Below are 17,256 nucleotides of genomic sequence, written 5' to 3'. Positions count from 1 at the left end.
AGGCAGGCCCGGTTTTTCATGTCCAGCATCGTGGAGAGCCGGCCGGTTGGTGGACTCTCACCTACGCGCGCCGAGGGCTCCTCACTTCACGTGACCCACGCGTTCGTGTGGTTCCACGCGGCGTCGGTGATCGTGGTGCCCACCGCCTGATGGGGTTCGCGCTGCTCACGTCGCTGGCTGGCATCAGGCGTGAAGCAGCGTCAGCTGGTCATGCTGGTGGATGACGCCCCGCCGGTAGACGGGTATGAGCGACACACCTTTCGCTTTCACGACGAGGTGAGGAGTCCTTGTGCGCGGGTAATGCGGTGTTCGGTTGGGAGGATGACCAGCTGCTCAACGCCTTGGCGGCGCCCCTGGCCCAGTTTGGAGAAATTGAGGGCGGAGCGAGCTGCATCAGGTGGGACAACCACCCGGAATGGGACATCGAGTACCGCACCAGGCTCTGGCCTTGACGGCGAACACTAAGAGCGGGAAGCAGAGTGTTTAGGTTAATGAGATAAAAGCCTACTGGTAATGAGGAAAAGTCCGGTCGTTTGGCTATTGACAAACTAGGGGGCGTGCTGGATATCCACACTGTTAGTGGCGGATGCTTGTGGTCTTTCTGGTGTTAGTGGCAATCTGGGATTGTCCTCATGGTCCGAGACATTAAGGAGCGAGTCATGAAGCGTGCATACACCTACCCGACAGGAATTGCCCTGGCCGCCGCGGTGGCTCTGGGCTCGTTGCCGGCAGCCCATGCGCAGCCAGCCCCGGCTGAGCAGGCCTCGGCGGCCGCGGTCTCGCAGGCGCTGTCGGCGGACGCTGCGTCCGGCAACGCGAGCGTCACCTCCGTCGAGGGGTTGGACGAGAAGCTGATCGCCAAGTACGACCCCTACGTCACCGTCGACGCACAGGGGGCATACACGCTGAACCTGCCGGCGGGCCAGGATTTCCCGGCCTCCGAAGTGGAGCTGGTGAAGAAGGCGATCTCTCAGGCCAACGCGGATCAGAAGCAGGCGATGGATTCCGGTGCTGCAACTCGGGACGGTGATGGCCACGTCGGTGCCCAGGCCTCCCACGGCGGGTTCAAGGCGCACTGGTGGGGGGTGGAGCTGTGGCTGGACAACTACGCAGTGGGCCAGGCCCAGAAGATCCTCACCGCTGGGGCCGGCGTCAGCGCCTTGGCCGCGGCAATCATGTCTTGGACCGGTTTGGGTGGGGGAGTCGCCGGTGTGGTTGCCGGAGCATTCGCGGCAGCCGGCGGCATCGCAGGACTGTGCAACTGGAATGACAAGGGGATCTCCATCAAGAAGCCCCACGTCGGTCCCGTTGTGTGCTGGCCCCGGTAGTTCCTGATTCGTCTGCTCGTTCACGACGGGTCGACCCTTTGGAAAGGCTTCTGGTATGAAGATCGGATACCCCATCGCCGTTGTTCTGGCTCTGCTTGGCCTGGCGGTGCTCTTGACGGAAGGTTTCGGGGCAGTGGGCAACCCCGTTCCCCTGGCACTGGCGCTAATCGTGGGGTCGCTCGTGGCCACCATGTGGCAGCGCCACCACGACCGCCGAAAACCCGACGAGGAGCACCACAAGCCCTGAGCTCGGCGTGGTGACCCGAGGTAGTCAACCAGTGAGCATCGAGTTCCGGTGGTGCCGGGAGCGCTCCCGTACTGCACACTGCAGAGAGATAGCGCCGGGCGCCACCGGAACAAACAGTCTTGGGCGCGCTTTGGTGATCGCGCGCTCACGACTCGGGACCATCCACGGTTGGTCAATGGACAGGAGAACGAGCATGGTCATCACCTACGGCATCATCGACGAGCACCGCCAGAATCGCGCCCGCTGGCTGGCTGACAAGGAAATTCACATGGTCAAGGCAAGGGGCATTGGCCGTTGGGATGATGCTGAGCACCGCGCTGCGCGTGCGTTCATGCGGGAACACAGCGCTGAGCTTCCCGCCGACTTCTGGTTCGGTGCATGGAGTGGGCGTGAGCTGATCGGCGTCGTCCACTCAGCACCTCCTGTGGGCAACGGGTCCGAGCTGATTTCTCGTGTGTCTCCAGACGCTCGTCTACCGAGGGCGTTCACCCCAAAAGGGCTTGTCAATTACTTTATGGGCAATGTGCTGCTCGAAGAAATTGCCGTTGACCCCGAATACCGGGGTCAGGGGATCGGGAAGCGATTTTTCGAGGCGGCATTGAGAGAGGCGCAGGACCGGTCCGTGCGAAACTTTTGCGCCGCCGCTACATCCGAGGGTGCCGCCGAGTTCCTCCGATCCATGGGCATGGATATCCAACCTGCGGGGGAGCCGCTGCATCCCTCTCACGCAGATGGGCTGAAAACCAGCATGAGGCCCGAGTGGGCACACGTTCGATGGGCGACGATGACATTGTGAGAGTCTTCGTCTCGAACGCCGCGGTGCATACGGTTGTGCACGGATGGACGCCGGCCCGCTAGTACCGCCTACTGCAAGGCTGGCGCCGCCCTGGCGACGGGAGCGGAGGTTGTCACCCTGGCGTCGTAACTCTTTGGATGCGGGCCCGGCATCGCTTGCCCTTCGGCGGAATGCATAAGTCCATGATTCCACATGGTGTCCGGGCGCACACCCGGACTGACAGCGCCCCGGAGGGGAAGGGCGATCCCTGTTGCCGCGATAGTCAGCTGAGCCTTGGGGGAGGCGCAGGAGACTGACTTACATGCTGTGTTTTCCTACGCCGTGGGTTTGGCGGCAAGGGTTGGGAATTGGGCTTCCCACAGGTCGCGTACCCGTGTGGGCAGGACGAGCTCGTCCCAGACCTCCACGAGCCGGTCGGCGTTGACCAGGGCTTGGACATCGGCCAGGGTGCCCTCGGCCAGCGCGGAGACGTAGACGCGCCATATGCCGTAGTCGTCGTCGAGGTTGAAGCGGCGTGGGCCCGGAGCCCAGTACAGCGAATGTGAAAGTTCCACCCACCCAGAGGATGGGCCGTGGAGCTCGTCCAGCGAATCGGGCACGGCGTAGGGCTTCACATGGTGGAAGAACACTCGTTGCTGGGACATGGTCATCACTCTCCTCGGGTTTCATCGTAGGAACGGGGCCGCTGGCGCCGGGAGGGGCGTTACTCGGCGGCGTTCGGGCTCGTGTCTCTTGGAAGCGCAGTGACCCTGGCCACTACAGGTGTGGGTCCAGGGGCACTGCGCTCATCAGGTGCTCAGCTCATGCTGGGGCCGTCAGGCGGGGGTGGGGGTGGTCCCTGCTCGTGGCCGGGCATCTGCGGCGGGGTTTCCGGGCGGGGTACTTCCCTCTGGAGCGAGGCATCGGGGGTCGCCCTCGACGCGCTCTCGGTGTCGGCCGGGGGGTGGCGTTGCTGCGTGCCCTGGCGCCAATGGGCGTCTTGTGCGCCTCCGAGGTCGATCTTTTCGACTCGTTTCCCGGCCCGCGCGATCTGCTGCTGGCACTCGCGGAACTCCGGCAACGTGCGAGAGAGCACGTCCACGATCTTGGCGTCGGCGAAACCGGGGCCCTCGGCGTCCAGCTGCATGCTCACCGCGCGCAGCGCCTGGCTGTTGCCGTACTGGGCGTAATGGGTGATTGCCGCGAGGCCGGCAATGGACTGCTGGTACTCCGGTGGCGCTTGCACGTAGAGCTGACGCAGCGTGTCAGCCATGGCCGGGGTGGGGGGGCGGTGCAGGCTTCCATCATCAGCCGGTCCGAGACCCAGTGATCGGTGGAGGAGCTGATCAGCCCTCCCAGACGTCGCTGGTCGCTTTGAACATTGCGGGAGTCACCCTTGGCGAGCCCACGTGCGAGACGCACGGCCTCGTCAGCGCGTTCGGTCGGTTTACCTCGACACACCGTCGAGTCTCCATTCCACAGGTGGAGCGGACAAGCCCGGCAGGGGAGAGAAGCGGTGGTGCGCGTCCACCCTCCCGGGTCTAATGTGTGAGTGCGCGACCGCGGGCGGACCCGCCCCGAGGCAGTGGATACCGCCCGGTCGCGCCCTCCCCGACCCTCCGGCCCAAGGACGTCCTCGATGACCGATTCCGGCTCCACCGCTTCCCCACAGCCCACGGCCTCCGCGCGCGGCACCGCCGCGACCCGGCAGAGCCCGGAGCAGCAGTCCTCAGCGATGCAGACCTCCTCGCCGCAGGCTCCGCCCCCCGCCCCCACCCCGCGTCAGATGTGGCGTGACGCCTACGGGCGGGCAGCCATCCGGGCCCTGCAGACCCTGATCCTGGTGGCGGTGATCGGGCTGGGCGTGTGGCTGGCCGTGACCTTGAAGATCGTGGTGCTGCCGCTGCTCCTGGCCCTCATCATCGCCTCGGCCATGAACCCGATCATGCGGTTCCTGCGCCAGCGGGCCGGCTTCACCCGTGTCTGGTCGGCCATCACCGGCCTCGTGGCCATCCTGGTGGGCCTGGCCGCCGTGCTGTTCGGCATCGCGCTGACGGTGCGCGCCGAGTGGTCCGCTCTCGCGGGGAAGGCCCAGGAGGGCGTGAACAAGCTGATGGAGATCCTCACCGGCTGGGGCATCCCGCTGGACGACACCCACCTGAGCGAGTACCTCTCCCAGGTCACCGAGTTCCTCAAGAACAGCGGCGCGGAATCCAGTGCGCTGTCCGGGGTCTCCGTGGCCACGGAGATCATCACCGGTGCGCTGCTGATGATCGTGATGCTGTTCTTCTTCCTGCTGGACGGGGACCGGATCTCCGACTTCCTGGTGGGGTTCCTGCCGGAGCGGCTGCAGGAGCGGGCCAACGAGGCCGGGCGGGCTTCCGTGAACGTGCTGGGCAAGTACATCCGCGGCACCGTGGTCATCGCCGCCTTCGCCGCGGTGTGCGACCTGATCGCGATGCTCGTCATGGGAGTGCCGCTGGCGTTCCCCCTGGCGGCCCTGATCTTCCTGGGGGCCTTCATCCCCATTGTCGGCGCCCTGGTCACCGGCATGGCGGCCGCACTGGTGGCGCTGGTGGCGGCCGGGCCGCTGGCCTCGGTGGTGCTGGTCGTCGTGGTGATCCTGGTCAACCAGATCGAGCACCACATCCTGCAGCCCAAGGTCATGGGCACCGCGCTGAGCCTGCACGGTCTCGTCATCATTGCTGCGCTGGCCATCGGCGCCCACCAGGGCGGGGTGGCCGGAGCGCTGCTCGCGGTCCCCCTCACGGCGGTGCTCTGGGCCAGCTTCAAGACCTTCCGGGACATGCGCGCCACCGCCCCGCGCCCGCTTCCCACGGAGGACGACGACGAAGCGCTCGCCGCGCAGGCCTGAGCCCCGCAACCACGTGTGGCGTCCGGATCGACCGTTGTCGCGGGGAGGGCTACATCTCCCTGAGCCGAATGGCCACACAGCCAGACCGTCTCTCTGCGCCGTCGGAACCAGCCGAGGTTGACGGTGGCGCCGTGCAGAGGCGGGCAGAGCAAGCAGGCCCGTTCCGCCAGCAGACCCCTTGGCCAGGCTTTACGAACAAGGTGATGGGATGACGACATGCGGTGCCCGCCCATGGCGCAAACGTACGTACTTGCGTACGCCTGTGGCATGACGACCATACGAGCCACCTCTGCCCGCTCAGCCCGCGAGGAGGTCGTCCAGCTGAGCCACTCGGTGCACGCCGAACCGGAGACCGCATACGAGGAAAGGCGCAACGACGACCCCATGGTCGCCGCGTACCGCGCCAACGCCGAGTCCCTGGGCCGCGTCTTCACGGACGCCCCCATGAGCCGACGACGCCGCATGGCCGGGTCCACGGGCATGGCGAACGTCTCGCTGCGGGTCCCCGCGATCCACCCCACCCAGCACGAACGCGTGGTGCACACCGCGGAGGAGCTGAAGCCGCCGCGAGCCTAACCCTGAGTGGCCCCTCGGGGCCATCCCCTCACTCACGTGAGAGCAGTGCACTGAGCAGGTGAAAGGGGGCCGTCCCAGGTGGCCGCATCACGGCGGCCTTCATCGTCGCGTCCTAGTACAGTGAACCGGTGCTACCTTCCGCAGCACCACGACGACCACAGGCGGGTGACCCGGTTCCCATGACCCTGGCTTCACGCCGGCTCTGCTCCGTGGTGGCGGTGGTCTACTCGGCGTGGCTCGTGGCCCCGCTGCTGGACCCGCAGCTGCACCCGTGGACCTCGTACGCGTCCGAGTACTTCGTGGCGGACCGCCCCGCGGCCACCCTGCTGCGCACGGCGGACGGGATCTGCGGGATGCTCCTCATCGTGATCGCGGTGCTCTCCTACGCGCGGACGCGCACGCTGTGGCGCGGGCTGCCCGGTGGTCTCGGCGGTGCCGCCCCCGCGCAGCGCACCGAACGGCGCGGACGCGTGGCCGTGCGCGTGTGGAGTGCCGCCCTGGCCGTGGCCGGTGCCGCCACGGTGGTGGACGCCATCAACCCCATGACGTGCGCCCCCTCCGTCTCCCCGGAGTGCGCCGCGGCGGAGGCCGCCGGAACGCTGCCCGTCCAGCACGAGATGCACACCGTGTCCTCAGCGCTCGCCGGCACGGCCTTCGTTCTCGCCATGGCGGCCTCCCTGGCCCTGAGCACTGCGTCCGACCGCGTGGTGCGGATCGCCAGCTGGGCAGGGATCGTGACGATCGCACTGTCCGGTGTGGACGCCGTCGTCACCCGCATTCCCACGGAGGGGATCACCCAGCGTGTGTCCATGCTGGCCATCGTCGTGTGGCTCGTGGCGGTGGCCGGGATCCCCGTGGTGGACCGGCTGGGGTCCCGGCGCGAGCCGGTGGCCGCATGAACCGCGACGCCACCCCGGAGCTGCGAGAGCACGTGAGTGCCCCCGTGGTGGCGGGCCGGCGCACCAGGATCCTGGACACCGGTTCCGGGCCCGTCCTGCTGTGCTCCTCGGGCGTGGCCTCCGTGCTGTGGGACTGGCTCCCGCTGGCACGCCTGCTCCGCGACCGGTACCGCGTGGTCGTGGTGGACCGCCCCGGCTACGCGCCGGGGGACCCCGTCACCCCGGAGCTGCCCACGCTCGAGGAGGAGGCCGCACGCCTCGTTGCCGTCCTGGACACCCTCGGCATCACGGAGCCGGTCACCGCCGTGGGCCACTCCTTCGGGGCGGCCGTCGTGGAGGCCACCGCCCGGCTGCACCCCGGGCGCGTGTCGGGACTCGTCCTGCTGGACGGCTCCGTCCCGGAGGCGGAGGGCACGGACCACGGGGTCGACGCCGCCCGGGCCGCCCGACGCTTCCGCCGCGCCACGCTCCCGGTGGCCCTGTCCCGCCCCGTCGGGTTGCTGTGGCGTGCCCTGGGCCCGGCCGTCTTCACGGGCTCCGTCCCCGCACGACGCCGCGTGGCCGCCTCCCTGGGGTGTCGCGTCCTCTCCGAGGCTGCCTCGCAGAGCACGATGGCGGCCTCCCTGCGCGATCTCGTGGGCTACCGCTCGTGCATGCACCACCTGGAGGAGCTGCGGGCCACCACCCCGCTGCCGCCCCGGCTGCCGGTGCTCGTGGTGGCCGCGAACGGCCGACTCCCGCGCCGTCGTCCCTCCGCGTGGGTGCGCCACGTGCTGCGCCAGGCCCGCGCGCTGGACCGCGAGGCCCGCGTGACCACCCGGGTGGTCTCCCGCTCCGGGCACTTCGTGATGCTCGACCGCCCCGTCCGCACCGCAGAGCTCATCACCGAAGCCACCGGACACTGATTCCCCGCGGCCACCAGCCGCCCGCAGGGCCCGCCCCGCCGAGCGCTGACGCATGTCCGTCCCCGACCGCCCTAGGGCGGATTTTGTCCCGCTATATGCGAATGATTATCATTGCGATGCCATGCACACCTCACCACGCCTGTCTCCCCGCGGCCACGCGCTCACCGTCCTGGCCCTGCTCCTGGCCCTGGGCGCGTCCCTTCCCGTGGCCATCTCCTGGGGCGCCGCCCCAATCCCCGTGGGGGACACCGCCCACTTCCTCCGGGCGGCCGTGACCGGTGGGGCGATCCCCGCTGCGGACTTCACCGACTACACCGTGATCCTGCAGATCCGCACCCCGCGGGTGCTGCTGGCCGCGGTGGTCGGCGCGGGGCTCAGCGCCCTGGGCATCGCCGCGCAGGCCATGGTGCGCAACCCCCTGGCGGACCCGTTCATCCTGGGGATCTCCTCCGGCGCGGCGGTGGGGGCGAGCGCCGTCGTCTCCTGGGGGCTGTTCGCCGCGCTTGGGGCACTGGCGCTCAGCGCGGCGGCCTTCCTGGGGGCCCTGGCGGCGTCGGTGCTCGTGTACCTGCTGTCCCGCACCCCGGGCGGTGTGGCCCCCGTGCGGCTCATCCTCACCGGGGTGGTGCTCTCCTTCGGCTTCCAGGCGCTGATGTCCGCGATCGTGTTCTTCGACGCGAGGGGCGACGCCGCCCGCACCGTCATGTTCTGGATGCTCGGCTCCCTGGGTGCGGCCACGTGGGAGCAGCTTCCCCTGCCGGTCCTCGCCACGGCGCTGTGCCTGGTGTGGCTCGCGTGGCGCGCCCGGGACCTGGACACCCTGGCCATGGGGGACGGCTCCGCCGCGAGCCTGGGCGTGGACCCGGACCGGATGCGGGTGCAGCTGTTCGTGCTCACGGTCCTGGGCACCGCCACGCTCGTGGCGGTCTCCGGCACCATCGGCTTCGTGGGACTCGTGGTCCCGCACGCCACCCGGATCCTGCTGGGCCCGGCGCACCGGCGCACCGTGGTGGTCGCGCCGCTGGCGGGGGCCCTGTTCATGGTCTGGGTGGACCTGCTCAGCCGTGTGGCCGTTCCGCCGCGCGAGCTGCCCCTGGGCGTGGTCACCGCGCTGGTGGGTGTGCCCGTCTTCCTGGTGCTGGTGCGCCGTGCCGGCTACGTCTTCGGGGGATCGCGGTGACCGCGCGCGAGCAGGCGGCGGCGGGGCGAGGCGCCCTGGTGCGTGACGCGCCCGCGGGGGCGCCCGCCGACGGCACGGCGCACGTTCCATGCAACGCCCCCGACGCAGGGCGGAACGACGGCCTGGAGCTGCGGGAGCTGCGCCTCGACGTCGCCGGGCGCACCGTGGTCCCGGACCTCTCGCTGGACGTGGCCCCGGGCGACGTCGTGGGGCTGGTCGGTCCCAATGGCTGTGGGAAGTCCACCGTACTGAAGGCCCTCTACCGCGCCCTGGTGCCGAGCGGCGGCGCGGTGCTGGTGGACGGGGACCCCCTGCACCGGATGCGCCACCGGGACTCCGCGGCCCGGATCGCGGCGCTGCCCCAGGAGGAACGGGTGGAGCTGGACTTCCTGGTGGCCGAGGTGGTGCGCCTGGGCGCCGCGGCCAACTCCCGGACACCACGCGAAGAGCTGGACCGCGCCGTGCAGGACGCCATGGCGCGCGCCGGGGTGCAGGAGCTGGCCCACCGCAGCGTGCTGGGACTCTCCGGCGGCGAGCGCCAGCGGGTGCTCATCGCCCGTGCCCTGGCCCAGCGGACCCCCTACCTGCTGCTGGACGAGCCCACCAACCACCTGGACCTGCGCCACCAGACGGACCTGGTGCGCACCCTGCGGGGCACGACCACCGCGCGCCCGGCCGTGCTCATGGCGCTGCACGACCTCAACCTCGCGGCCGCCCTGTGCGACCGCGTGGTCGTGCTGGCCGCGGGCCGGGTGGTCGCGGACGCCCCGCCGCACGAGGCACTGCACCCGGACACCGTGGAACGCGTGTACGGGGTGCGGCCCGTGAGCATCACCCGTCCCGACACCGGGACACCCCACCTGCTGTTTCCCATCACCCGAGAGGACCCCTCATGAGCACATCCCCTTCCCCGCACCCTGCCACGCACGGCACGGACCCCGCCGCGCGCTCCGGCGTGGTGGGCCCACCCGCCACGGGTGCCCGGCACGAGAACCGGGCGAGCGGCGTCGTCGGCAAGGGCCTGACGCGGCGCACCGGGCCCCTGGCACTCGGGGTGGTCGCGTGCCTGCTGCTCACCGGCTGTGGTGCGCAGGTCCAGAAGGATGCGGCAGCCGGCGCGGAGAAGACCATCGAGAACTGCGGGCAGAGCAGCACCTACCCCACGCCACGGAAGCCGGTGGCGTACGACGTCTCCGCGATCGAGAAGATGTTCGCGCTCGGCCTCTCGGACCGGATGCGCGGGATCGTGCTCCCCTCGACGGTGAGCAGCGTGATCGAGAAGTCCCCGTACCGCGAGGACTACGGGAAGACGGAGACCATCTCCGACACCGTGCTCAGCCAGGAGGCCGTGGTCAGCGCCAAGGCGGACTGGGTGTTCGCGGGCTGGCAGGCCGGGTTCAGCGAGACCCGCGGGGTGACCCCCGACTCGCTGCGTGACGTGGGCGTGAACTCCTACATGCAGCACGAGACCTGCAAGGGCTACAAGGGGGACACCTCCGAGCCCGATCCGCTCGACGCCACCAACCAGGACCTCCGGGACCTGGGGAAGATCTTCGACGTGGAGGACCGCGCCGAGAAGCTCGTGGGGGAGCTGGAGGACAAGCGGCGCGCGCTGCGGGAGGCACCGAGGCCCGAGAAGCCCGCACGCGTGCTCGTCTACGACTCCGGGACCTCCGAGCCCTACACCGCGGGCCACCGCACCGCCCTGAACGGCATGATCGAGCTGGCCGGGGCCGAGTCCGTGACCAAGGACCTCGACGCTCGCTGGGACACCGTGGGCTGGGAGTCCGTGGTCAAGAGCGAGCCCCAGGCGATCGTGGTGGTGGACTACAACAAGCAGCCCGTCCGGGAGAAGATCGACTACCTCAAGAACCAGTCCCCGCTCAAGGACTCGCTCGCCGTGAAGAACGACAGCATCTACGTCATGGACTACGGGGAGGCGGTCTCCAGCCCCCGCAACATGGACGGCGCGCAGAAGCTCGCCGACTACCTGCGCTCGAAGGGCCTGCGGTGAGCCGGCTCGGGGAGCGCACCCCGGAATCCGTGGCGGAGCTGCTGGAGCTGGCCCGTGAGCACCTGGACAGAGAGCATCCGGGTGCATCGGACGCTCCCGCGCCGGTGGCCCGCAGCGTCTTCGCCGTCCAGCACGGCACACGTCTCGCTGCGGAGACCGAGCTGTACCGCAACCAGTACATCCTCGTGAGGGTCGAGGGGGCCTTCGGCGGCTGCGCGGTGGAGGCCCGCGAGCTGACCCCGGAGATCCCGGAGCTCTCCGGCCTGCCCGTGCGGGAGCTGCTGGCGCACCCCTGCCTCCCGGTGCGCGTGGCCGTGCTGGACGCGTGGCTCGCGTCCAGGGCACCGCACTCCGAGGATCCGCGCGCCCGTCGCGTGCCCCTGCCGCCCGGGACGCCGGACGAGCGCGCACGGGCCAGGGACAGCGCCGTCGCCGACCTGCTGTCCGTCAGCCCCGGCCAGCGGATCGCCCTGATCGGCGTGGTCAACCCCCTGGTAGCGGCACTGCGCGCTCGCGGTGCGGAGGTGCTGCCGTGCGACCTCGCCCTGCGCGAGACCCTGTGGGGAGACCCCGTGAGCCGCGACATGGAGGACGTGCTGGCGGTCGCGGACGGGGTCCTCGCCACGGGGATGACGATCGGCAACGGGACCTTCGACCGGATCCGCAACCGGTGCCTGGAACGGGGCGTCCCACTGGGGCTCTACGCGCAGTCGGCACCCGCCGTGGCCCGGGAGTTCCTGGGCCACGGTGTCACGGCGCTGAGTGCCGAGCCGTTCCCGTTCTCGCAGTTCAGCGCCGAGCAGACGCACCTGCACGTCTACGGCGGGCCCGGCGGCGCCGGCGCGGGGGAGCCCGCACGATGACCGCGCGCTCCGGAGCCACCGCGTCCCACGGTGACGTGGCGCTGACCGACCGCCAGATCGCGGCGCGCATCCTGCCCCTGCTCGCGGCGTGCGCCCTGGGGCTGGTGCCGTTCACCGTCTACTCGAACTTCCTGGTCGACATCACCCGGGAGAGCGGCCAGGGCGCCCCGCTCATGGGCTGGCTGCGCGGCACGGGTGGTGTGGCGGCCCTCGTGGTGGGCGTGTGCTGCGCGCCCCTGCTGGACCGGGTGTCCCGCGGCGTCGCGGCCGCCGGGGCGCTCGCCGTGCTGGCGCTCGCGTGCCTGCTCGGCGTGCTCGGCTCGGTGTGGTCGTGGGCGGTCTTCTGCCTCCTGGTGGGGGCGGGGACGGCGGTGCTGAACCCCGCCGTCTCCGCGATGGCCGCGGACCGGTTCCGGGACGAGGCCACCTCCGGGCGCGCGGCCACGCAGGTCTCCGCCACCATGACGCTCACCGCGATGCTCGCGGCACCCCTGCTGGCGGGCCCCGCCCTGCTGTGGGGATGGCGCGGTGACCTCGTGGCGACCGCTGTGCTGGCGGTCGCCACGGCGTGGCTGCTGCTGCGCCACGCCGTGCGCGGGCCCGGCCGGGAGACGTCGACGCCGCCGAGTGCTCCCACGGGGTACGTGGCCGGGCTGCGGGTGGCGTGGACGCTACCAGGGGTTCCCGCGCTGCTGCTGGTGTCCACGCTGCGCACCACGGCGTTCATGGGCCAGCTCGCGTACCTCGCGGTCGTCTACTGGCAGCGTTTCGCAGTGGGGCCCGGGGTTTTCTCCCTGGTCTGGACACTGTCCGGTCTGGCGTTCTTCCTGGGCAACTGGTTCGGGGGTCGGGCGCTGCGCTCCCAGCCCTCCGCGCGCTGCGCCGCATGGATCGCCTGTGCTGCTGCGCTGGTGGGGACCGGGGCCGTCCTGGCGGTGTTCCTCGCGCCCGTGCTCCCCGTGGCACTGCTGGCGACGGCGGTGCTCGCCGCCTCCCACGCGGTGGTCGCCGCGGTGGTGACCACCGTTCTGGTCCGCGCCTCGTCGGGACACCGCGGCACGGTGCTCGGGCTGAACGGCGCGGGCCAGAGCCTGGGCGTCTGCCTCGGCGCCACGGTGGCGGGGGCCGGTCTCGCCGCGGCCGGCTGGGAGGGTGCGGGCACCGCGCTCGCGCTCGTGACGCTGCTGGCCGCCCTCGCGGCCGGCCGGGCAGCCGGGGTGCTCGGGGGACCGGCGCGTTCGGGGCAGCACGCGGGAGGCACCCCGTGAGCGCTCCGGGTCCACGACCGCCACTGCCCGAACGGACCGGGCGCGGGCGGTGCATCGCCCACCACGGTGAACTCGTGCAGGGCAGCTTCGCGTGGGGCACCCGGTCCGTGCCCGCGCTCGTCACCGTTCCCCTCCCACCGCTGCAGTCCCGAGTGGAGTTCGTGCCGAGCGCCCGGCCCGGCGTGCGCGCGGGCCACGGTACGGAGAAGGCTCGACGGGCGGCGCAGCTGACCCTGCGGCTGTGCCGGGAGCGGGGTCTGCCCCGTCCAGCCGGGGGGCAGCTGCGCGTGGAGAGCGCCATCCCGTCCGGCTGCGGCATGGGCTCGTCCACCGCGGACGTGATCGCCACCATCCGGGCCGTGGGGCACTGCTGCTCCCTGCGGCTCACCCGGGGAGAGGTCAGCGAGCTGGCTCGCCGGGCGGAGACCGCCTCGGACCCGCTGGCCTTCGGGTGCGAGCCGGTCCTCTTCGCCCAGCGACACGCGCGCGTGCTCCGGCACTGGCCCCGCGCGTTCCCACCCGTGCACCTGGTGGGCTGCCGCCTGCCCGGCGGCCCGGTGGAGACCCTGGCACTGGACGCACAGGGCTACACCCCGCACGAGCGCCGGGAGTGCCTCCGGATCCTCCACCTGCTCGAACGCTGCGTGGGGGACGGGGACGCCCGGGCGCTCGGCGAGGCCGCCACGCGCTCCGCCCTGCTGAACCAGACCCGCCTGCCCAAACCCGCCCTGCCCGAGCTGCTCGCCGTGTCCCGGGAGACCGGGGGAGTGGGTGTCCAGGTGGCTCACAGCGGCACGGTGTGCGCCGTGCTGCTGGACGCCCGCCGGCCGGGGGCGGCCCACCGGGCGCGCGAGGCCCGCACGGCCCTGGACTCCCTGGGCCTGGAACGCACCGTCGACATGATCTGGGGTGGACCATGACAAACGCACCGCACGACGACGCCGCCCTTCCGGACCTTCTCGAGCACGCCGCCCAGGCCGTGGGTGCGCCGGACCTGATCCGGCTGCGTCCCGGGCTGCTCGCGCTGCGTTTCGAGGTGATGAAGGTGCAGTCCGCCCGGGGCGCCGTGCGGCAGCTGCTCGCACAGGGCCGGATCGCCCCCGGGGACACCGTGGTGGACTCCTCCAGCGGGATCTACGCCCTGGCCCTGGCGCTGGCGTGCCACGAGGCAGGTCTGCACTGCGTGGTCGTGGGCTCCACGACCGTGGACGAGACCCTCCGGCTGCAGCTCGGGATGCTCGGGGCGCGGCTGGAGCAGATGCCTCCCTCGGACTCCCTGCGCGCGGACCAGGACCGGCGGGTGGCCCGGATCCGGGCGCTGCTCGCGGAGCACCCGGACTGGCACTGGATGCGCCAGTACCACGACGCCGTGCACTACCGCGGCTACCGGGACCTCGCCCTCGGTCTCGGACGACGCCTGCTGCGGGAGGGCCACCGCGCTGTGGAGCTGGTGGCTCCCGTGGGGTCGGGGGCCTCCAGCGGGGCACTGGCCCTGGGCCTGGCGGAGTCCGGACTGGAGGTCCGCCTCACGGGCGTGCAGCCGTTCGGCTCCGTGACCTTCGGCTCCCAGGACGTCCAGGACCCGGACATGCTGATCGCCGGAATCGGCAGCTGCATCGAGTTCCGCAACGTGCGCCACGAGCTCTACCGCGAGATCCACTGGGTCAGTTCGGAGGTGGGCCGGGCCGGGGCCGTCTCGCTGTGCCGGGACCACGCGCTGTTCGCGGGGCTCAGCTCCGGGGCCGCGTACGCCGTGGCCGGGCACGTGCTGGGGCGAGCACCGCACGGGGACGCCCGCCTGCCCGGGCCGGACGCGCCATCCGCGCCGGGGACCGGGCACGTCGGGGGCACCTCCCCGGGCCGCTGCGTCCTGATGGTCTGCCCGGACACCGGTCACCGCTACACCGGGCCGGTGTTCAGGGGTCACGAGGACGTCCCGCCGGTCACGGACTTCACCCCGCACCGGCTCACCTCCCGCGGGCAGACCCCCCGGCTGCCGTGGTCCTGCGTGCACTGGGGCGGAACGGTGCCCTCATCGCCGGTCACTGCCCAGGGGTGAGGTGACGGACCGGAACGGGCGGGCGCGTCCGCGGCAGACACCGACGGGTCACCGGTCGGCCCGCGGCGCACGACGGGCACCGCGGCACCGCGCGAGTGCAGCGGTGCAGCCCCGCGGGCGGTCCACACCACGGCGCCCGGCAGGACACGGTGACGTCAGATGACCCGGTCCTCCCGGGCACGGGTCACGGCGGCGGTGCGGTTGTCCACGCCGAGCTTGTCGTAGATGTGCACCAGGTGCGTCTTGACGGTGGCCTCGGAGATGAACAGGGACTTGGCGAGCGAACGGTTGGAGGCCCCCGTGGCGAGCCCCCGCAGGATCTCGATCTCCCTCGGGCTCAGCGAGGCCGCGGGGGTGCGCACCTGGTGCACGAGCCGCGCCGTGACCGAGGGGGAGAGCACGGGCCGCCCCGCGGCGGCGTCGTGCACGGCCTGCCCGATCGTCGCGGGCTGGGCGTCCTTGAGCAGGTAGCCGGTGGCACCCGCCTCGAGGGCGGCCACCACGTCCGCCTGGGTGTCGTACGTGGTGAGGATCAGCACGGGCGGCCCGCCCGCGGACACGATGCGCCGGGTGGCCTCGAGCCCGCCCATGCCCGCGCCCATCTGCAGGTCCATGACCACCACGTCCACACCGGGCTCGGGGCCGTCGAGCACCGCGAGCGCCGCCCGCCCGTCCTGGGCCTCGGCGCACACGGCGATGTCCCCCACGGACTCCAGCACGGCGCGCAGCCCCGCGCGCACCACGGGGTGGTCGTCCACGAGCAGCACTCGCGTGGTCATGGTGTTCCCCTGTCGTCGTGGTTCTGGGATTTTCCGGGCGCGGTGCCCACCGTGCGTGCCTCCGGGGGCGACGACGCCGCGGCGCCCGGCCGTGCGGCGTCGCCCGTCGTGGCGTGGCCCGGCAGCACCGGGGCGAGCGGGAGGCGGAGGTTCACCGTGGTGCCGTGGCGCGGTTCGGACTCCACCGTGAGCTCGGCGCCGAGCTCGGCCGCGCGGCGCCGCAGGTGGGAAAGGCCGTAGGAGTCGTCCGAGCCCCGGTGCCGCAGGGCGTGCGGGTCGAACCCCACGCCGTCGTCCACCACGTCCAGCGAGACGGAGTCCTCCCAGCCCGCGAGGGTGACCACCACCCGGGAGGCGCGGGCGTGGGAGACCACGTTCGCCAGGGTGGACTGGGTGGCGCGCACGAACAGCGTCTGCTGCGGGTCCGTGAGGTCCGGGACCTCGCCCTGGACCGAGAACTCGCACGAGAGGTTCGTGTCCGCGGCCTGCGCGGCACCCTCCGTGCGGCGGCACACCTGGGCGAGCGCGGTGGGCAGGGACTCCTTGAGCGCGGGGGAGGCGAGGTCCCGCACGAACCGGCGGGCCTCGGCGAGGTTCGCGGTGGCGGTCTCCTCGATCGTGGCGAGCCGGGCCGCGGTGGTGGAACGGTCGTCCCCGGTGAGGGACTGCTGGGCGGCCCGGGAGACCAGCACGATGGAGGTCAGCCCCTGGGCCAGCGTGTCGTGGATCTCCCGGGACAGCCGCTCCCGCTCGCTGCGGGTGCCCGCGCTGCGCTCCTGCCGGGCGAGCTCCGCGCGCGTGGACTCCAGCTGGCGGATCACCCGCACGTGGCGCTGCGAGTCCCGGTAGAGCGCGCGGTAGCCGTAGCTCACGAGCAGCGCGACCACCGCCCCCATGCTCGGCCCCACGGCCATGGGTGCGGTGAAGGTCCCGGCGGGCACATGCAGCAGCTGGGACAACACCACCACACCCGTGAGCCCGGCAATGGCTGCGAGCGCGACCACCGGGGGCAGCAGCACGGGGTAGAGGAAGAAGAGGGGGAAGACCACCCACGCGAAGTCCCGGCTCAGCAGGGCCAGGCAGATCCACAGCACGGTCACCGCGGCGAGCCACACCGGGGTCCAGCGCAGCCGCCCCGGGTCCGCCCGGCCCCGGGCCACCCTGCTCTCCACGGTGGTCCCGAGCACGTAGGTCAGCGCGAGCAGCCCCGCGAGCCCCAGGACCAGGGCGAGCCGCAGCTCGTGGCCGCCCCCGGTGCCGAGCTCCATGACGGAGCGCAGGCACGCGAGCCCCAGCAGCGCCGCGAAGCTCACGTGGAGGGTGACGCGCATGACCCGCAGCAGGACCGGGGTGGAGAGTTCCTGGCGCACGGTGGACCTTCCTGCGGTGGTGGGGGGCTTCCGGGATGGGGGTTCCGAGGGCCGGGGCACGGCGGACGCCGGGATCCCGTGGTGGCCGCAGGCGGGTGGGGGGCCGGAGGCGGGGCGG

General features: G+C 71.6%; 19 protein-coding genes. 15 read left to right on the top strand and 4 right to left on the bottom strand.

Annotated elements, in window-relative coordinates:
• Window positions 1–18 precede the first annotated feature (18 nt).
• The 4 genes from CWC38_RS12545 to CWC38_RS00475 all read left to right on the top strand — a co-directional run bounded on the left by CWC38_RS12545 (window position 19) and on the right by CWC38_RS00475 (window position 2,371).
• Entirely contained in the window at window positions 19–150 is a 132-nt protein-coding gene (locus tag CWC38_RS12545; RefSeq protein ID WP_276309544.1) for a hypothetical protein, read from the top strand.
• Between the two features lie 509 nt (window positions 151–659).
• Window positions 660–1,328, top strand: coding sequence for a hypothetical protein (locus tag CWC38_RS00485; RefSeq protein ID WP_121844899.1), 669 nt, complete (start codon window positions 660–662; stop codon window positions 1,326–1,328).
• 55 nt (window positions 1,329–1,383) lie between these two features.
• A complete protein-coding gene (locus tag CWC38_RS00480) occupies window positions 1,384–1,575 on the top strand; it encodes a hypothetical protein (protein WP_121844898.1) in 192 nt (63 codons plus the stop codon).
• A 193-nt stretch (window positions 1,576–1,768) separates the two neighbouring features.
• A complete protein-coding gene (locus CWC38_RS00475; RefSeq protein ID WP_165860306.1) occupies window positions 1,769–2,371 on the top strand; it encodes a GNAT family N-acetyltransferase in 603 nt (200 codons plus the stop codon).
• Window positions 2,372–2,685: 314 nt separating this feature from the next.
• Here the strand turns inward: CWC38_RS00475 and CWC38_RS00470 are convergent, their stop codons facing one another.
• Together CWC38_RS00470 and CWC38_RS00465 are read right to left on the bottom strand one after the other, a co-directional pair.
• On the bottom strand, window positions 2,686–3,021 hold the full coding sequence (locus CWC38_RS00470) for a transcriptional regulator (protein ID WP_121844896.1): 336 nt from the start codon (window positions 3,019–3,021) through the stop codon (window positions 2,686–2,688).
• Between the two features lie 146 nt (window positions 3,022–3,167).
• Complete coding sequence (locus CWC38_RS00465) at window positions 3,168–3,623, bottom strand: hypothetical protein (protein ID WP_121844895.1); 456 nt, start codon at window positions 3,621–3,623, stop codon at window positions 3,168–3,170.
• A 366-nt stretch (window positions 3,624–3,989) separates the two neighbouring features.
• Here CWC38_RS00465 and CWC38_RS00460 point away from each other — a divergent pair, with 366 nt between their 5' ends.
• The 11 genes from CWC38_RS00460 to CWC38_RS00410 all read left to right on the top strand — a co-directional run bounded on the left by CWC38_RS00460 (window position 3,990) and on the right by CWC38_RS00410 (window position 14,989).
• A complete protein-coding gene (locus tag CWC38_RS00460) occupies window positions 3,990–5,225 on the top strand; it encodes an AI-2E family transporter (RefSeq protein ID WP_121844894.1) in 1,236 nt (411 codons plus the stop codon).
• A gap of 267 nt (window positions 5,226–5,492) precedes the next feature.
• Entirely contained in the window at window positions 5,493–5,801 is a 309-nt protein-coding gene (locus CWC38_RS12200; protein ID WP_206059827.1) for a hypothetical protein, read from the top strand.
• Window positions 5,802–5,980: 179 nt separating this feature from the next.
• Window positions 5,981–6,700 carry a DUF998 domain-containing protein gene (locus CWC38_RS00450; protein ID WP_121844893.1) on the top strand — a complete coding sequence of 240 codons (720 nt, stop codon included), beginning with the start codon at window positions 5,981–5,983 and terminating at the stop codon, window positions 6,698–6,700.
• On the top strand, window positions 6,697–7,605 hold the full coding sequence (locus tag CWC38_RS00445) for an alpha/beta fold hydrolase (RefSeq protein ID WP_121844892.1): 909 nt from the start codon (window positions 6,697–6,699) through the stop codon (window positions 7,603–7,605). The genes CWC38_RS00450 and CWC38_RS00445 overlap by 4 nt, the downstream gene beginning before the upstream one ends.
• Before the next feature lie 121 nt (window positions 7,606–7,726).
• On the top strand, window positions 7,727–8,785 hold the full coding sequence (locus CWC38_RS00440; RefSeq protein ID WP_121844891.1) for a FecCD family ABC transporter permease: 1,059 nt from the start codon (window positions 7,727–7,729) through the stop codon (window positions 8,783–8,785).
• On the top strand, window positions 8,782–9,681 hold the full coding sequence (locus CWC38_RS00435; RefSeq protein WP_240624964.1) for an ABC transporter ATP-binding protein: 900 nt from the start codon (window positions 8,782–8,784) through the stop codon (window positions 9,679–9,681). The genes CWC38_RS00440 and CWC38_RS00435 overlap by 4 nt, the downstream gene beginning before the upstream one ends.
• Window positions 9,678–10,799, top strand: a complete 1,122-nt coding sequence (locus CWC38_RS00430) for an ABC transporter substrate-binding protein (RefSeq protein ID WP_121844890.1) — start codon at window positions 9,678–9,680, stop codon at window positions 10,797–10,799. The genes CWC38_RS00435 and CWC38_RS00430 overlap by 4 nt, the downstream gene beginning before the upstream one ends.
• Window positions 10,796–11,662 carry a Rossmann-like domain-containing protein gene (locus tag CWC38_RS00425; protein ID WP_240624963.1) on the top strand — a complete coding sequence of 289 codons (867 nt, stop codon included), beginning with the start codon at window positions 10,796–10,798 and terminating at the stop codon, window positions 11,660–11,662. The genes CWC38_RS00430 and CWC38_RS00425 overlap by 4 nt, the downstream gene beginning before the upstream one ends.
• On the top strand, window positions 11,659–12,930 hold the full coding sequence (locus CWC38_RS00420; RefSeq protein ID WP_121844889.1) for an MFS transporter: 1,272 nt from the start codon (window positions 11,659–11,661) through the stop codon (window positions 12,928–12,930). Before CWC38_RS00425 ends, CWC38_RS00420 begins: the two co-directional genes overlap by 4 nt.
• Window positions 12,931–13,004: 74 nt before the next feature.
• Window positions 13,005–13,850, top strand: coding sequence for a GHMP family kinase ATP-binding protein (locus CWC38_RS00415; protein ID WP_121844888.1), 846 nt, complete (start codon window positions 13,005–13,007; stop codon window positions 13,848–13,850).
• On the top strand, window positions 13,847–14,989 hold the full coding sequence (locus tag CWC38_RS00410; protein WP_121844887.1) for a pyridoxal-phosphate dependent enzyme: 1,143 nt from the start codon (window positions 13,847–13,849) through the stop codon (window positions 14,987–14,989). The genes CWC38_RS00415 and CWC38_RS00410 overlap by 4 nt, the downstream gene beginning before the upstream one ends.
• 155 nt (window positions 14,990–15,144) lie before the next feature.
• Here the strand turns inward: CWC38_RS00410 and CWC38_RS00405 are convergent, their stop codons facing one another.
• Together CWC38_RS00405 and CWC38_RS00400 are read right to left on the bottom strand one after the other, a co-directional pair.
• The gene (locus tag CWC38_RS00405; protein ID WP_121844886.1) at window positions 15,145–15,768 is read right to left on the bottom strand and encodes a response regulator; all 624 of its coding nucleotides are present in this window, start codon (window positions 15,766–15,768) and stop codon (window positions 15,145–15,147) included.
• A complete protein-coding gene (locus CWC38_RS00400; RefSeq protein WP_121844885.1) occupies window positions 15,765–17,138 on the bottom strand; it encodes a sensor histidine kinase in 1,374 nt (457 codons plus the stop codon). The genes CWC38_RS00405 and CWC38_RS00400 overlap by 4 nt, the downstream gene beginning before the upstream one ends.
• Window positions 17,139–17,256: the final 118 nt, after the last annotated feature.

This window comes from Kocuria tytonicola, from assembly GCF_003687455.1.
Lineage (GTDB): Bacteria > Actinomycetota > Actinomycetes > Actinomycetales > Micrococcaceae > Kocuria > Kocuria tytonicola.
This window is presented reverse-complemented; position numbering and strand designations above follow the sequence as displayed.

Coding starts and splice junctions, on each gene's coding strand:
- CWC38_RS12200 (WP_206059827.1), top strand. CDS start 5,493: ATGACGACCATACGAGCCACCTCTGCCCGCTCAGCCCGCGAGGAGGTC.
- CWC38_RS00460 (WP_121844894.1), top strand. CDS start 3,990: ATGACCGATTCCGGCTCCACCGCTTCCCCACAGCCCACGGCCTCCGCG.
- CWC38_RS00445 (WP_121844892.1), top strand. CDS start 6,697: ATGAACCGCGACGCCACCCCGGAGCTGCGAGAGCACGTGAGTGCCCCC.
- CWC38_RS00405 (WP_121844886.1), bottom strand. CDS start 15,768: ATGACCACGCGAGTGCTGCTCGTGGACGACCACCCCGTGGTGCGCGCG.
- CWC38_RS00420 (WP_121844889.1), top strand. CDS start 11,659: ATGACCGCGCGCTCCGGAGCCACCGCGTCCCACGGTGACGTGGCGCTG.
- CWC38_RS00450 (WP_121844893.1), top strand. CDS start 5,981: ATGACCCTGGCTTCACGCCGGCTCTGCTCCGTGGTGGCGGTGGTCTAC.
- CWC38_RS00470 (WP_121844896.1), bottom strand. CDS start 3,021: ATGACCATGTCCCAGCAACGAGTGTTCTTCCACCATGTGAAGCCCTAC.
- CWC38_RS00410 (WP_121844887.1), top strand. CDS start 13,847: ATGACAAACGCACCGCACGACGACGCCGCCCTTCCGGACCTTCTCGAG.
- CWC38_RS00440 (WP_121844891.1), top strand. CDS start 7,727: ATGCACACCTCACCACGCCTGTCTCCCCGCGGCCACGCGCTCACCGTC.
- CWC38_RS00480 (WP_121844898.1), top strand. CDS start 1,384: ATGAAGATCGGATACCCCATCGCCGTTGTTCTGGCTCTGCTTGGCCTG.
- CWC38_RS12545 (WP_276309544.1), top strand. CDS start 19: ATGTCCAGCATCGTGGAGAGCCGGCCGGTTGGTGGACTCTCACCTACG.
- CWC38_RS00475 (WP_165860306.1), top strand. CDS start 1,769: ATGGTCATCACCTACGGCATCATCGACGAGCACCGCCAGAATCGCGCC.
- CWC38_RS00485 (WP_121844899.1), top strand. CDS start 660: ATGAAGCGTGCATACACCTACCCGACAGGAATTGCCCTGGCCGCCGCG.
- CWC38_RS00465 (WP_121844895.1), bottom strand. CDS start 3,623: ATGGCTGACACGCTGCGTCAGCTCTACGTGCAAGCGCCACCGGAGTAC.
- CWC38_RS00430 (WP_121844890.1), top strand. CDS start 9,678: ATGAGCACATCCCCTTCCCCGCACCCTGCCACGCACGGCACGGACCCC.